The sequence below is a fragment of the Microvirga sp. BF8 genome (assembly GCF_059888585.1).
This window is the reverse complement of record NZ_CM187619.1, coordinates 2045406-2060147: the sequence shown is the minus strand read 5'-3', so window position 1 is coordinate 2060147 and position 14742 is coordinate 2045406. Positions and strand designations below refer to the sequence as shown.

General features: G+C 62.3%; 11 protein-coding genes, 1 tRNA gene and 1 pseudogene. 3 read left to right on the top strand and 10 right to left on the bottom strand.

Annotation, left to right across the window (positions count from 1 at the left end):
* Window positions 1-133 precede the first annotated feature (133 nt).
* From AC522E_RS09880 to AC522E_RS09845, 8 genes are all read right to left on the bottom strand, one after another.
* Window positions 134-931: an MBL fold metallo-hydrolase gene (locus tag AC522E_RS09880; protein ID WP_500750255.1), complete on the bottom strand. Its 798-nt coding sequence runs from the start codon at window positions 929-931 to the stop codon at window positions 134-136.
* Window positions 928-1734: a TatD family hydrolase gene (locus AC522E_RS09875; RefSeq protein WP_500750254.1), complete on the bottom strand. Its 807-nt coding sequence runs from the start codon at window positions 1732-1734 to the stop codon at window positions 928-930. Before AC522E_RS09875 ends, AC522E_RS09880 begins: the two co-directional genes overlap by 4 nt.
* Before the next feature lie 90 nt (window positions 1735-1824).
* Window positions 1825-3138: a family 1 glycosylhydrolase gene (locus AC522E_RS09870; RefSeq protein WP_500750253.1), complete on the bottom strand. Its 1314-nt coding sequence runs from the start codon at window positions 3136-3138 to the stop codon at window positions 1825-1827.
* Between the two features lie 44 nt (window positions 3139-3182).
* A complete protein-coding gene (metG, locus tag AC522E_RS09865; RefSeq protein ID WP_500750252.1) occupies window positions 3183-4733 on the bottom strand; it encodes a methionine--tRNA ligase in 1551 nt (516 codons plus the stop codon).
* 39 nt (window positions 4734-4772) lie between these two features.
* Window positions 4773-5843, bottom strand: a complete 1071-nt coding sequence (locus AC522E_RS09860; RefSeq protein ID WP_500750251.1) for a DNA polymerase III subunit delta' — start codon at window positions 5841-5843, stop codon at window positions 4773-4775.
* Entirely contained in the window at window positions 5827-6501 is a 675-nt protein-coding gene (gene tmk / locus AC522E_RS09855) for a dTMP kinase (protein WP_500750250.1), read from the bottom strand. The genes AC522E_RS09860 and tmk overlap by 17 nt, the downstream gene beginning before the upstream one ends.
* Entirely contained in the window at window positions 6501-7718 is a 1218-nt protein-coding gene (locus AC522E_RS09850) for a D-alanyl-D-alanine carboxypeptidase family protein (RefSeq protein ID WP_500750249.1), read from the bottom strand. Before AC522E_RS09850 ends, tmk begins: the two co-directional genes overlap by 1 nt.
* 78 nt (window positions 7719-7796) lie before the next feature.
* Entirely contained in the window at window positions 7797-8822 is a 1026-nt protein-coding gene (locus AC522E_RS09845) for a septal ring lytic transglycosylase RlpA family protein (protein ID WP_500750248.1), read from the bottom strand.
* A 491-nt stretch (window positions 8823-9313) separates the two neighbouring features.
* Between AC522E_RS09845 and AC522E_RS09840 the strand changes: the two genes are divergently transcribed.
* Window positions 9314-9403 (top strand) — tRNA-Ser (locus tag AC522E_RS09840).
* 277 nt (window positions 9404-9680) lie between these two features.
* Here AC522E_RS09840 and AC522E_RS09835 read toward each other — a convergent pair.
* Together AC522E_RS09835 and AC522E_RS09830 are read right to left on the bottom strand one after the other, a co-directional pair.
* Window positions 9681-10538, bottom strand: a pseudogene (locus AC522E_RS09835) (transposase).
* 258 nt (window positions 10539-10796) lie between these two features.
* Window positions 10797-11684, bottom strand: coding sequence for a MurR/RpiR family transcriptional regulator (locus tag AC522E_RS09830; RefSeq protein ID WP_500750640.1), 888 nt, complete (start codon window positions 11682-11684; stop codon window positions 10797-10799).
* Window positions 11685-11934: 250 nt separating this feature from the next.
* On the opposite strand from AC522E_RS09830, the gene AC522E_RS09825 reads away from it, so the two are divergent.
* Both AC522E_RS09825 and AC522E_RS09820 read left to right on the top strand, forming a co-directional pair.
* A complete protein-coding gene (locus tag AC522E_RS09825; RefSeq protein ID WP_500750247.1) occupies window positions 11935-13260 on the top strand; it encodes an aspartate aminotransferase family protein in 1326 nt (441 codons plus the stop codon).
* Between the two features lie 8 nt (window positions 13261-13268).
* Window positions 13269-14738 carry a M81 family metallopeptidase gene (locus AC522E_RS09820; protein ID WP_500750246.1) on the top strand — a complete coding sequence of 490 codons (1470 nt, stop codon included), beginning with the start codon at window positions 13269-13271 and terminating at the stop codon, window positions 14736-14738.
* The last annotated feature ends 4 nt before the right edge of the window (window positions 14739-14742 follow it).

Below are 14742 nucleotides of genomic sequence, written 5' to 3'. Positions count from 1 at the left end.
TCCAGCGCGGCCCCTTCCGCCGGCCCCGTGTTGCGTGGATGGGCGCCTTTCGTCCCCCTGCCCTGCGTGTGACCCGTGGCGGTGCCTCCAAGCCACGGATGCAGATCCGAGTCAGGAACAGAATCCGGGCACGTCACGCCATTTCGATCCTCAGGCCATCGTAGGCGGGCTCCACGTTGGGAGGCAGCCTGCTGCAAAGCTCGTCGTAGTCGAGGTCCGTATGCAGGTTCGTCAGGATCGCCCGCCTCGGCCGGACCCGGTCGATGAGCTCGAGCGCTTCGGAGACCGAGAAATGCGTCGGGTGCGGCGTGTAGCGCAGCGCATCGAGAATCAGGACGTCGAGATCACGCAGGTGATCGACACTCGTTTCCGGCATCAGGCTGACATCCGGGGCATAGGCGATGGTCCCGAACCGGAAGCCGAGGGCGTCGATATCGCCGTGCACCATCCGGAAGGGCGTGGCCTCGAGGTCACCGCCTGGACCCGGGATGGCCAGCGGGACGTCGGCCTGAACACGATGGGTCGTCAGGATCGGCGGATAGCCGCTCCCCGGCGGCGTCTTGAAGCAGTACCCGAACCGGCTCATCAACAGTTCACTCGTGACCCGGTCGGCATAGATGGGCACGCGGTGATGCATGGCGATCGCCAGCGGGCGGAGATCGTCTATGCCGTGGGTATGGTCGGCATGCTCGTGGGTGATCAACACCCCGTCCAGGCGGGTCACGCCGGCGTCGAGCAGCTGTTCGCGCAAATCGGGCGAGGTATCGACCAGCACGGCGGTGGTCCCGACTGGCTCGGTCCTTTCCACCAGAACGGAGCAGCGGCGGCGCCGGTTCTTTGGGTTTTCCGGATTGCAGGCGCCCCAGCCGACGGCGACCCGCGGCACACCTCCAGAGGAGCCGCATCCCAGGATCGTCAGGCTCAGGCTCATGCGATTGTGCTCCGGCTCATTCCGTCGGCGACCGCAGCCTTGGAGAAAAGCCTGTAGAAATTGGCCGTCGTGATATCGGCGATCTCGCTCTCCGTCACACCGGCGACCTCGGCGAGGACACGGGCCGTATGGCTGACATAGGCCGGCTCGTTCGTCTTGCCGCGATAGGGCACCGGAGCGAGATAGGGAGCATCCGTCTCGACCAGCAGGCGGTCGCGCGGCACCATGGCAGCGATCCGGCGGATCTCCTCCGAGTTCTTGAAGGTCAGTATCCCGGAAAAGGACACGAAGAGACCGAGATCGACTCCTGCGGATGCGAGTCCAGCACCCGACGAGAAGCAGTGGAGAACCGCCTTGAACACTCCCCGCCGCATCTCCTCGCCGAGAATATCAATCATGTCCTCGTCAGCATTCCGGGCATGGATGATGAGCGGCAGGCCCGTCTCGCGAGCGGCTGCGATATGGGTACGGAAGACGCGCTTTTGCACGTCGCGGGGGCTCTTGTCGTAAAAATAATCCAGCCCGGCCTCGCCTATGGCGATGCATCGCTCATGCTGGGAAAGCGCCACGATGCGCTCTGCCGGGACGTCCGGCTCGACCTCGGCATTGTGCGGGTGCGTTCCGACCGTGAAGAAAATGGAGTCATGCGCTTCGGCCAGGGTGCGATATTCCTCGAACCGGGCGACATGTGTCGAAATGGTCACCATTCGGGCGACGCCAGAACGATGCGCGGCCGCGAGCACTTCCGGCAGGCGATCCCGCAGCTCAGGAAAATCCAGATGGCAATGACTGTCGATCAACATGAGGAAATGCGCTCTACCCTGCCCGTGGCCGGACATGGGGTCTCATAGGGCGGATGAAGCGCTTTCGTCCAGATGGCTTCGTCAACGCCCTCATTGGGCTGCCTGCTGAAACTCGTCGTCCTCCTCGTGCCGGATCATCTCGCGGGACATTTCCCGATGACGGCGCACCGGCGCCTCATTGTATTCGCTCGGAAGCGCAACGGGAACCCTGAGGCACACGCTCTGGGCCGGGAGTACGTCGCGCCAATCCCTGATGAGTTGTCGATAGGCCCGACCCACGCAGCGGATGTTGCGGTCGAGGTCGTAGAGCCCGACCGGGTTGACCCGGTTGTTCTGCTGACGGAGCGCGACATCCCAGTCGACCTGGTCGGTCAGCGAATACCAGGTAAAGCCGACAACGGGGACCCCGGTGTTACGGATGCGCAGGACGTTCGCCCATTGCTTCCAGAGCCAGTTGACCGTCTCGTCCCCGGAGGGACCCTCCGCGATATTGGTTTCGGTGTGCATCACCGGAAGCCTGTAGCGATCGTAGTACTGCCGTGTGATTTCGTCATAACCGAAGACGTCGCCGGCGCAGCGGGTCATGCCGTTCGCCTGGACCCGGTGCTCATTGGTCATGTAGTAGTCATTGCCCATGATGCAGTGGTGGCGAAGGGCCGAGCGATCGAGAAAGAAGTGGTATTCCTCCCGCGTCATTCCGTTGTCTCTGAGGAATTCGTACATCTCGGAATCGACCCGGCGGCCATAATTGAGATCGAGGGACAGGAATCTCTTCGAGTTCATGATCTCAGCCGGCTTGATGGCAGAGGGGTTCTCAGCATGGAAATATTCTGATGATTCGCTTTGTACGAAGATCGCGTCCGGGCGGATCTTCAGGATCTGCTCCATTGCCAGCACGTTAGCCTTGACGATGTGCTTGATCGCGGTGACGAAGCCTTGATCGGACGTGAGCTGTTCGTTCCACCAGCCATAGGACGCCGAAAACAGGGCGCAGACGAACATCTCGTTGATGGGGGTATATAGTTGCACCCACGGAAAACGCTTGGCGAAGTCCCGGGCGTATAGGGCGAACAACTCAGGAAAATCGGGATTTTGAAAATTCCCGATCCAGTCCGGCACGCCGAAATGGCAGAGATCGACGATGGGAATGATGTCCCGCCGCTCAATCTCGTCGAATGTTATGTCGGCGAAGGACCAATCATAGCGTCCAGGGCCAATATAGGTCCGATGCAGTGGCGGTCCGTAGCGCAGGACATTGATCTCGAGTTCCCTGAGCAGGTCGAAATCCGTCCTCCAGTTCTCGTAATGGCCGCACTTTTCCATCTCGTCGATGCGGGTGCGGCCATCGTTGATCGTCGGGATGCTGTTTTCGATCCCGGTGGCGAACATGAAGGTTGTAAACATCGAAACTTCCGCTGGAGGCCATTTTCGGCCATGAGGCGGAAGCTTCAGACGGCTTCCGCCTCCACATAACGCGGGAATATCGGCTCAGGTTGCGGCAGGGCCACGCCCGGCTCGAGCCGATGGGAAGCCCCAATACGGGCGAGAACCCGCTCGTCCGCGGAAAGCGCCAGCAAATCCAGCAGCTTGCTTGCCGCTCCGGGCACGAACGGCTGGGCCAGGATGCCCACGGCTCGTAGCACCTCGGCTGTCACGTAGAGGACGGTCGCCATGCGATCGGGATCCTGCTTGCGCAGAACCCACGGTTCCTGCGAGGCAAAATAGCGGTTGGCCTCGGCGACGACGGCCCAGATTTCGCCAAGCGCGGCGTGAAGGGCGTAGTCGTTGAGAGCCGTCCTGGCCTTTCCGGGAAGAGCATCTGCCTGCCAGAGCATATCCTGGTCAGCCTGCGTGAAGTCCTTGGGCGTCGGAACGGTCGCCCCGCAATTCTTCGCAATCATCGACAGCGAGCGCTGAGCGAGATTGCCGAGGTCATTGGCGAGGTCTGCGTTGATCCGGTTGACGATGGCTTCATGGGAATAGTTTCCATCCTGCCCGAAGGGAACTTCCCTCATGAGGAAGTAGCGGAGTTGGTCGACGCCATAGCTGTCGGCGAGCTCGAAGGGATCGATCACGTTGCCGACCGACTTCGACATCTTCTCCCCGCGGTTGAACAGGAAACCATGGCCGAAGACCCGTTTCGGCAGTGGCAGGTCCGCGGACATCAGGAAGGCGGGCCAGTAGACCGTGTGGAAGCGCACGATATCCTTGCCGATAATGTGGACGTCGGCGGGCCAGTAGTGCCAACGCGGGTTCCTCTCGTCCGGAAAGCCGCAACCGGTCAGATAGTTGTTGAGCGCATCGATCCAGACATACATCACGTGCTTCGGATCGCCAGGAACCGGCAAGCCCCAGTTGAAGGTCGTGCGGCTGATCGAGAGGTCCTGCAGGCCGGACCTCACGAAGCTGACGATTTCATTGCGGCGCGTCTCGGGACTGATGAAGCTGGGATATTGCTCGTAATGGGCGAGCAACCGGTCCTGGTAGGCTGAGAGGCGGAAGAAGTAGCTCTCTTCCTCAATCCATTCGACGGGCGTGCCCGTTGGGGCGCGCCAGCTGCCGTCGGGCTGCTTTGTCAGCTCGCTCTCGTCGTAATAGGCCTCGTCGCGCACCGAGTACCATCCGGCATATTTCGAGAGATAGATATCTCCCCTATCCTCCATCCGGCGCCAGAGTTCGTGGGTCGAGGGCAGATGGTCCGCATCAGTCGTGCGGATGAAGCGGTCATAGGAGCAGTTCAGACGATCGGCCATAGCCTTGAACTTGGCCGCCATTTCGTCGACGAAGGCCTTGGGCGTGGTGCCGTTCCGGTCCGCCGTCTGCTGGATCTTGAGCCCATGCTCGTCCGTGCCGGTCATGAAGAACACGTCGAAGCCGTCGATGCGCTTGAACCGCGCGATCGCGTCGGTGGCGACGATCTCGTAGGCATGGCCGATATGGGGCGCTCCATTCGGGTACGAGATGGCCGTCGTGATGTAGAATTTTTCTTTCTCGGCCATGGGCAGATCCTTGCTCGAACAACGTCTCCCGACGAAGCCCTAGGCAGCCCGCCGAACCGCGTCGGCAAGGTCATCGAACAGCATCAGGATGAAGGGCCGGCGGTCGAGGTTGTAGACATCGATCTCTCGCGCCGAGCGGCCGATCTTGTCACATACCTCCACCAAAGGCGCAAGGCGCTGCGGCCCAAGGCTCATCCGAGCATGGAGCTGGCTCGAGACCCAACGCTGCACCGTTTCCAGCAGAAGGTCGTACTCCCCCTCGGCATCCTTCCGGGCGAGAGCCTCGGCAAGAGAAAGGACCTGTCTCGGTTCCGCGCGCGGCAATTGGTCGAGCAGCCGCGTGACTTGTCCGATGAACGCCACCTTCTCCGTATCCAGGAGCTCGAGGGTCCGCCGCACGGATCCCTCCCCAAGACGAAGGGCCTGATCCACCACTTCGGACGGCATCTCGGCCCACGGAGAACCCAGCGATGCGATTGCAGAACGGATCGCCGAATCGCCGAGCGGCCGCAGCAGCAGGCGCCGGCAGCGCGAACGGATGGTGGGCAGGACTCTCTGCGGCGCATGGCTCACGATGAGGAAAAGTGAGCGCGGGGGCGGCTCCTCGACCACTTTTAGGAGTGCATTGGCGCTAGCGGTCGTCAGATCCTCGGCGCTGTCGACGATGCAGACCCGATAGCCGCCGTCGGCCGCCGTGGAGGCAAAGGTGCCGAGAGCACGTCTGACCGCATCCACGGGGATGGTCGCCGAGGCCGCCTTCTTGTCGGTGGCCGGAGCGCGCCGAAGAACCGCGAGGTTGGGATGCGACAGGGCTGCGACCTGACGGGCGATGTTCGTTTCCGGTGCGATGCCCAGCCCGGAATTTCCGGGGTCCTTCGCGCGGCCGGAATCGAGCACGGCCCTGGCAACGCGGTAGGCCAATGTTGCCTTGCCGATCCCCTGCGGGCCGCCGATCAGCCACGCATGGTGGAGCCGGCCGCTTTGCAGTCCTTCCAGGAAGGCGGCCTCGCCCTCCTCGTGGCCGAAGAGCGCAAACTGCTCTCGGGGATGGGGAGCGCCCTCGAACCGGTCGGGCTCGTTCACATCAATCGCGTCACGCGACATCGGCATGCCTCGCCTCGGTTTCGGTCAGCTCCGGCAGCCGTTCCTGCAGGGCCTTCCAAATCGCGTCCTCGACCTCGTCGGCATCCTGGCTTGCGTCGATGACCACGCATCGGCCGGGCTCCGACCGCGCGACGGCAAGAAAAGCGTCACGCAACGCCCGGTGGAACTCGATGTTTTCCTTTTCGAACCGATCGGAACCTTCGCCTTTTCCTGCCTGGCGCCGACCGGCACGGTCCAAACCGGTCTCGGCGGGCAGGTCGAGGATAAAGGTGACGTCCGGGCGCAGAGTCCTAAGCGCAACCCGCTCCAGGCTTTCGATCAGGTCCCGATCGACGTCTCCCACCGCACCCTGATAGGCCCTCGTTGAATCCGCGAAACGGTCACAAAGCACGTGAATGCCGTTCGCCAGTGCCGGCACGATGGTCTTGTCGATATGGTCGATCCTGGCGGCAGTGAACAGAACCGCCTCCGCAAAAGGCCCGAGGTGCTTGGCCTTTCCGTCGAGGATGAAGGACCGAATGGTCTCGGCCTCCGGAGATCCTCCGGGCTCGCGTGTTGCGAGCACCTTTTGCCCGGCGTCAGCCAGCCGCCCTTCGAGGCGCTTGATCTGGGTCGATTTCCCAGCCCCCTCCCCGCCCTCAAATGTAATGAAGCGTCCGGCCATCAAATGCGTTCGAGCAGGCTCGAAAAGGCGCGGCGTGCCCAGCCAGTACTGAACTCCATGAGCCCGTCCAGCGCCCGTTGGCTCAATGTTCCGACCTGGACGTCGTCATTGGCGTAGAGCGGGACCTCCACGGCTTTTGTTTCGCCCCTGCTGACCTGAAGCTTGGCCACTTCGGCCCCCTTTTCGATCGGCGCCCTGAGGGGACCGGTATAGATGATGCGGGCGGTAATCCGCTCCGCCTCGCCACGGGGCACGAGTACACGAACCGGCCGCTTGGAGACAAGCGGCAGCGACCGGCGGTCGCCGCCATACACCTGGGCTTCGCCTACGACCTGCCCCTCCTGGAAGAGTTGCCGGGCCTCGAAGGCCCTGAATCCCCAGTCCAGAAGCTTCCGCGCTTCATTCGCGCGATCCTTGGCGGTCTTCAGGCCGTTGACGACCACAACCAGCCTTTGCCCATTCTGGACCGCCGAACCGACGAGGCCATAGCCCGATTCGTCAATGAAGCCGGTCTTCAGGCCGTCCGCGCCGATATTCATGGCGAAGAGGGGGTTGCGGTTCAGCTGGCGGATCTTGTTCCAGGTGAATTCCTTCTCGCCGAACATCTTGTAGAGATCGGGATAGGTCCTGATGACGTGAAGGGCCAACTTGGACAGTTCGCGGACCGTCACTTTCTGAGCCGGGTCCGAGTAGCCCGTCGCGTTGCGGAAGGTCGATTTGGTCAGGCCGATCTCCCGGGCCCGATCGTTCATGCGCCGGGCGAAGTTGTCTTCCGTACCGGAGACCCCCTCAGCAAGAGCGATGGCGGCATCGTTGCCCGATTGCACAATGAGCCCGCGGAGCAGGTCCTCGAGACGAACATTTGAATTGACCTTGGCGAACATGGACGACCCGCCTGAACTCGCCCCGCCCGTGCGCCAGGCATGCTCCGAGATTACAAACTCGGTATCCATGGTCAGCCGCCCGTTCTTCAGCTCATTGAAGATCACTTCGGCCGTCATGATCTTCGCCATGCTGGCGGGTGCCACCAGTTCGTCGGCGTTCTTCTCGAAGAGCACCGCGTCAGAATCGGCATCCACGAGAATTGCGGTAGGAGCAACTGTCTGAAATGCGTCCGCCCTCGCCTCTGGGCCGATCCCGCACAGAAAAGGCGCAAAGCCCACAATCGCGGCAAAAAAGGCGCGTTTTGCAGCAGCGGTGAAACAATCGGCAACCATTATCCAGCTCTTCCCTTGGGAGAACTGGAATCTGTAGCACGTTTTCCGCAAATCAACGCTAGGCTTGCGGCAGCCCAATCAGCGAAGGAAACGGCTCTGATCGAGCGGCTTGAACCCATCGCTCTTCTGGAACCCGGTCCGGCTCGATTCCTGAGCAAAATAAAGTCCGGCAACCACCGGACGCGACGGGGGAAGGACGCCCGTCGCGAGCGAGCTGACCCTGACAGGTGTAACTGCACCAGGGATCGTGCCGAGGTCGAAGGGGCGTTCGGGCGGCAGCGGGATATGCCCCGCGGAGGACATGGACGATGGCTCGGCCGAGGCCACAATGCGCGGCTGTTCGGTCGCCGAGGCAAGGGCGTTGGCCACCCCGTCCGACGGCACAGGGGCCCGAAGCGCAACGGCTTCGACGGGAGCGGCCGGACGCGGTGTCGCTGAGGCGATCATCGTCGGGCTCGCCTTGTTCAGGGATGCCGGGGACCCGTCCGTCCGGAGGCTGGCAAGAAGAATCCGGTCATCGCTGCCGTTGGTCGAGGCGGGGCCGACATAGTCCACACGAACCCTGGCCGTACCAGCCTGCTTGAAGCCGAGGGCGAGGGCCGCCCGCTCCGACACGTCGATGACGCGGTTGCCATGGAAGGGTCCCCGGTCATTGACACGCACGATCATGGAATGCCCGTTCTGGAGGTTCGTGACGCGGGCATAGCTCGGAAGCGGCATCGTGGTGTGGGCCGCCGCGATGGACACACGGTCGAAAATCTCGCCGTTCGCGGTCCTGCGGCCATGGAAGCTCGATCCATACCAGGATGCCAGGCCCTCGCCGGAATAATTCGGGTTCTCGCGCGGCACGTAGGTACGGCCGGCCACGACATAGGGCTTGCCGACCATCTTCTGGCCCCCACCCTTGGGAACGGGCTGCCCATCGGCAATCACGCGCGGGCTCGGCGCAACGCCGTATTTGGGATCGATTCCGCTGCGATTTGAACAATTGGCGGCGGTGAGCGCAATGGCGGTCACTCCAGCGATGCGTAGGACAGCCCGATGATTGAATGACGACGACCGTCCGACCAGACCCGTCTTCGACTCAGCGCGATCACAATGCATGTCGCCTCGCATCCCCTTATCCGCATCGGTTTGCGGCGGTTCGGTCGTCCCGAACATTGAGTAAGTGCATTTTGACCCGTTAAAGAACGGTTAAATGCCCCGCTTGTCAATGGCCAAGGCGACACAATGCGAACATTATTAATTCAGGCAAATAACGTTCATTTTACAATAGATTACAGAATTTAATTAATCTACTCTATCAACCGCCGCCATAATTGCCTAACAGGCTTAAGACAGGTCGAACGCACGCAGCTCCGTCCCTTTAAATGCCTGTCTCGCAGATGATGCCTATTCGAGTTGAGATATAGCCAAGCTCCAGAAATCATACCGTCGTGGCGACGATTTGGGCTTGCGTAACCCGTTGGGCTCTCCGATGCTTTTTCGCGGGCCGAATTACGGTCTCTCGTGTTGACGCCAGCAGGCCTGCCGCCGTAGAGAGCCAGCAGCTCTGATAGGCAGCCGAGAGCAGGGAATCCCCTGCCCGCTCCTGTGGAGGGGTGGCCGAGTGGTTTAAGGCAGCGGTCTTGAAAACCGCCGTGGGTGCAAGCCCACCGTGGGTTCGAATCCCACCCCCTCCGCCAGAATGCCACTCTAAGTAGCTGGCATCACAGAAAAAATTATTCCGAACAAAGATCTGGCCCCAACATTGGCCCTAACATCAACGCACGGCTCGGTTTCTCCGGGGATTGGTACGAATCGTCAGACGAAAGTCCGCTTACGGCCGCGATCCGGAAATTCAGCCCACTTCCGCTATGTTCCGATTGCGTTGACAAAGTCGGCATCCAGACGGGCTAGGGCAGCGACGCAGCTTGCCTTGTTGAGGTTAGAAATGTGGTGAGGTGTATCCTTCGGGCCTTCTCAGGCTCCGTGGATCATATGAGGCCTTGGTGAAGTGACCAGTTTGGCGAGCTTCCTCAGGTTCTGAGCCGTTGCCGCCAGCAGGAACTCGTCCCGAGCCCCACACGGACCCCGTAACCGCAGGCGTCCCATCTTGAGGATCCACTTGAGATGGGCAAACAGCATTTCGATGCGCTTGCGGCCCTGACGCGACCGCTCATAGGCCGGCGTGCCGGCCAGTGCACGGGCGACCTCCCTGGCATGCTCGTAGATGCTGCGCGGGATCTTGCGCGCCGGCGTGTTGGGACAGCACTGTTGCTTTAGCGGACAGAGAGCACAGTCAAAGGTGCTGCCCCGGTAGATGCGCGTTGTGCCCTCGTTCACAACCGTACTGCTGGTCGTCAGCGTCTTGCCCTCAGGACAGGTGTAGGTGTCCGTCTCCGGGTCATAGTTGAAGTCTGCCCGTGAGAGGGTTCCGTCCTAGCGCTCGGATTTGTCGATCACCGGAACAGGTCGCTCTCGCGGAAGCGCCCATGTCGGTTTTTGGAGAAGGTGGAGTGGTCGGGCACCTTGCCGGCCAGCCCGAGGCGGCAGAACCAGCGATAAGCCAGGTTCAGGTGCACCTCCTCGCATAGGCGCCGCTCGGAGCGGATGCAGAGGCAGCAGCCAATCAACAGCCAATCAACAGCACGCGGATCATCAGCTCGGGATCGATGGAGGCCGTCCCATGGTGCTGTAGAAGCTCGCCAGACGCTGACGCAGCCCGGAGCAGTCGACGAAGCGGTCGATGCGCCTCAGGAGGTGATCGGACGGGACATGATCCTCGAGCCGGAACTCGTAGAACAGGCTCTCCTGCATCACGAGGCACTCGCCCATCATGGCCCGATCCTCCTGCTGAGAATGCCTCATCAGGGAATCACGATCCGCCACCGTTTACGAGGACTTTTTCAACGAAATCTGCCAGGAGTGGACTTTAGGCGATCGCCCGCTAGCGGACATGCTCAATTGGCAATGGTTGGGTCCGGAAGACATCCATTCCTATAATAGGAGGGCGCGGGTTCCCGGACCTCAATCCATACTTAAAGTCGACATCCCGTCAGCTCGCTCGGGCTCCCCGCAACGCTCTCACCCCAGGTGTCAGATTTTTCGGCGAGGAATGTCACTCGCGTATGTGTTTAAAGATAGCAGGTGCCGATCGGCGCGTTGCAGCGACTCCAGCGCCGCTGTGCGATCCTTGTTCGCCAGCAGACCGCACAAGACTTCGGAGACTGCTAGGGCCGGCGTGAGCGTATGAAAGAAGCTTTGACTCTCGGTAGAGCAGAGGATGACATTGTCCGCGATGCCAACGAGCGGCGAAACTTCGCTATCCGTGATTGCGACGATGCCGAGTCCCTTCTCGCGGGCAAGCTGTGCCAGTTCCAGGCTGTGCCGCGCATAAGGATTGATCGAAATGGCAAGCAGCACGTCCTTGGAGCCCGCACGGATCAACCCGTCGCCCACCGTGTCCGCCGGCCCATCGAGATGGATCGTCTTCTCACCTAGCAACGCCATGACATAGTGGAAATGCCAGGCGACCGAATGGCAGGAACGCAGGCCTAGCACATAGATCCGGCGAGCCTGCGCCAGCTGCTCGGCGGCCGCCGAGAGATGCTCCAGCGACGCCGGCTCCGACAGCCGCGCGATCTGGGCGGCTAGGCTCTGCAGCATGCGGCGCGAGAGCTGCGCCGCCGCCATATCCTCTTCGTTCTCGCTGTGTTGCATCGCACGCGCCGCAAAACCGTCGGCGCGGAAGCGCAGCGCCTCGGCATGATGGGCGCGGATGTCGTCATAGCCTGGCAGGTCGAGGAACTTGGCGAGCCGCGTCATCGTCGAGGGCTGTACGCCAGCATTGCGCGACAATTCCCGCATCGAGACAAGCGCCACCTCCTGCGGATGCTCAAGGATGTACCGCGCCGCACGCTGCAGCTGTGGGGACATGCCGTCGAAGCGGCTCACGATGCGCTCGCGCAATGGGTCGTTTTGCAACACTTGAATCGCGCCCTTCCTAGCAACCCGCCGCGAGCATCCCTGCGCACCGGCGAAATTTCAAACTGTTTCTAGGCTTTTCCTCAGTCTTGAGCGACGCCGCCGCTCACCCAATTGTTTCACCGAAACAAAAACCGACCCAATTGTTACTCAGTTGTATCATATAAAACAAGCGTTGCAATCCTCATGACGCTATGGCACTGAGGTTCCAGCTGCGGTGCCCACGCCCGCGCGGATCCAGGAGCCCCAGATGACCAGAATTCTCCATCGCTCCATCGGCGGTCGGCTGCCCGAGGCAATCGCGGGGCAAGGTATCTTTATCACCGACAAGGATGGCCGCAGCTACATCGACGGTTCGGGCGGCGCCGCGGTCTCCTGTCTCGGCCATGGCCATCCAGAAGTGCTGGCTGCGATGCGTGCGCAAATGGATCGCATCGCCTATGCGCACACCTCCTTCTTCACCACCGAAGTGGCCGAGGATCTGGCCGAGCGCCTGGTCGCTCTGGCGCCGGACGGCCTCGATTACGTGTATCTCGTCTCAGGCGGCTCGGAAGCTGTCGAGGCCGCGATGAAGATGGCGCGGCAGTATTTCGTCGAGATCGGCCAGCCGCAGCGCCGCCATTTCATCGCGCGCCGGCAGAGCTATCACGGTAATACGCTGGGCGCGCTGGCGGCCGGCGGCAACGCCTGGCGGCGGGCGCAATTCCAGCCGATCCTGCCGCAGACCCACCATGTCTCGCCCTGCTACGCCTATCGCGACCAAAAGCCGGGCGAGACGCCGGAGGCTTATGCCGCCCGCCTCGCCGACGAGCTGGAAGCCAAGATCCTGGAGCTAGGTGCGGAAGAGGTCATCGCCTTCGTCGCCGAGCCGGTCGTCGGGGCGACACTCGGCGCCGTTGGGCCGGTCGCGGATTATTTCGCCCGTGTCCGCCGTATCTGCGACAAATACGGCGTACTACTGATCCTCGACGAGGTGATGTGCGGCATGGGCCGCACCGGCACGATGTTCGCCTGTGAGCAGGAGGGCATCTCGCCCGACCTCGTCACCATCGCCAAGGGGCTGGGCGGCGGTTACCAGCCGATCGGCGCGGTTCTGCTTTCGGAGAAGATCTATCGCGCCTTCGCAGAGGGCTCTGGTCTGTTCCAGCACGGCCACACCTATATTTGCCACCCCATGGCGGCTGCGTCGGCGAACAAGGTGATTGAGCTGATCTCGCAGCCGGAGATGCTGGAGAATGTCCGGCTGATGGGCGAGCGCCTGCAGACTGGGCTCGATGCGCGCCTCGGCCAATCGCCGCATGTCGGAGACATCCGCGGGCGCGGCCTGTTCCACGGTATCGAGATCGTCGCCGACAAGGAAACGAAAGCTCCCTTCGATCCGGCCCTGAAGATGCACGCCCGGATCAAGAAGGAGGCGATGGCGCGCGGCCTCATGAGCTACCCGATGGGCGGCACCATCGACGGGCGGCTCGGTGACCATGTCCTCTTGGCGCCGCCCTACATCATCCGCCCCGAGGAAGTCGACCAGATCGTCGAGCGGATCGGCGCGGCAATCGATGCTGCGGTCAAGGGCTGAGCACCGTCATGGCACCCCGCATCGCCTTTGCCGGCTTCAATCTCGAATCGGTCACGGCCGTTCCGCAGATCGTGGAGCTGGCGGAGTTCGAGCGCGTCTGCGTGCGTGGGGCGGAGCTGACGGAGCGGTTCCGTGGTACCAACACGGTGCCGGGCGGCTGCCTGAAGGTATGCGAAGCGGAAGGCGCCGAACTGGTGCCGCTGTTCCACACGCTGCTGGGCGCACTTGGGCCGGCATCGGATGAGGCGGTCGCTCATTATACGCACGAAATCATCAAAGGTCTCGGCAGTAACGGCTCTCTCGACGGCGTGATCCTGTTTCTGCACGGCGCCTGCTGGGCCGCGGGCTATGCGGATGTCGAGCGGCATGTGATCGAGGCAGTGCGCGCCGCGGCACCGTCGCTGCCGATCGCCATCGCGCTCGACTATCACGGCAATATCGACCGGCAGACCCTGCGCGGAGCGGATATCGCCGTTGCCTATCGTCACTCCCCGCATATCGACATGGGAGAGACCGGCGAGCGGGCGGCGCGGGCCCTGCTAAGGCTGCTGCGCGAAGGGCGGCGCCCCGGCCTCGCGGTGGCGCGCCCTAATGTCGTCATTCCCTCGATCATGTCGGCCACGGCCCTGGAGCCGCTGGCTTCGATTATCGCCGAGGCGCGTGCCGCCGAGGCAGCGGGCGATTGCGACATCTCGGTGATGGCCGGTTTCTCCTATGCCGACAGCGCCAATACGGGAATGTCGGTGATCTGCCTCGACTGGGACGGGCAGGAAGCGGCCGAAGCTAAGGCTGCGGCCTTCTCGACTCGGCTGCACGACGCGCGCCACGCCATCGCAAGCGCCATTCCGATCTTGAGCGCCGAGGAGGCCTTGGCCGATATCGAGCGCAAGCCAGCGAACGGCCGCCCGATCGTGCTGCTCGAGCATGCCGACCGCATGAACGACTCGACCCACCTGTTGCGTACCCTGCTCGGCCGCGATGTCGGACGGGTCGTGGTGCCTTTCCTTCTCGATCCCGCGACCGCCGCTCAGGCTCATGCTGCAGGAGAAGGTGCCGAGATTAAGGTGGCTTTGGCCGGCAAGACAGCGCCGGAGACAGGTGGGCCTGTCGAGGCCGTAGCGCGTGTCCTCTGGTCGGGCCTGAAATCTTTCACCGTCTCGGGCCGCTACCAGCGTGGTTCCTTCGTCGATCTCGGGCTGACGGCGCTCATTCAGATCGGCGCGATCCGCGTCTCGGTCGTCTCGCATTTCGCCTTCGCTGTCGACGGTGATCCCTTTTACATCTTCGGCGAGCGGCCGGAGGATTACAACGTCATCCTGCTGCGCTCAAAAACGCATTTCCGCGATTTCTACGAGCCGCTGGCCGACCGCATCCTGGTGGTCGACACACCCGATCTCGGCCCGGCCGACGTGCGCCTGACGCCGTACAGGCAACTCGACACGGCCAAAGCCTATCCGTGGAGCGACGCCCCGGCCTGACACC

Bases quoted from the DNA above. Each gene is read 5' to 3' on its own strand.
- AC522E_RS09880 (WP_500750255.1), bottom strand. From the start codon at position 931: ATGAGCCTGAGCCTGACGATCCTGGGATGCGGCTCCTCTGGAGGTGTG.
- AC522E_RS09875 (WP_500750254.1), bottom strand. From the start codon at position 1,734: ATGTTGATCGACAGTCATTGCCATCTGGATTTTCCTGAGCTGCGGGAT.
- AC522E_RS09870 (WP_500750253.1), bottom strand. From the start codon at position 3,138: ATGTTTACAACCTTCATGTTCGCCACCGGGATCGAAAACAGCATCCCG.
- metG (WP_500750252.1), bottom strand. From the start codon at position 4,733: ATGGCCGAGAAAGAAAAATTCTACATCACGACGGCCATCTCGTACCCG.
- AC522E_RS09860 (WP_500750251.1), bottom strand. From the start codon at position 5,843: ATGCCGATGTCGCGTGACGCGATTGATGTGAACGAGCCCGACCGGTTC.
- tmk (WP_500750250.1), bottom strand. From the start codon at position 6,501: ATGGCCGGACGCTTCATTACATTTGAGGGCGGGGAGGGGGCTGGGAAA.
- AC522E_RS09850 (WP_500750249.1), bottom strand. From the start codon at position 7,718: ATGGTTGCCGATTGTTTCACCGCTGCTGCAAAACGCGCCTTTTTTGCC.
- AC522E_RS09845 (WP_500750248.1), bottom strand. From the start codon at position 8,822: ATGCATTGTGATCGCGCTGAGTCGAAGACGGGTCTGGTCGGACGGTCG.
- AC522E_RS09825 (WP_500750247.1), top strand. From the start codon at position 11,935: ATGACCAGAATTCTCCATCGCTCCATCGGCGGTCGGCTGCCCGAGGCA.
- AC522E_RS09820 (WP_500750246.1), top strand. From the start codon at position 13,269: ATGGCACCCCGCATCGCCTTTGCCGGCTTCAATCTCGAATCGGTCACG.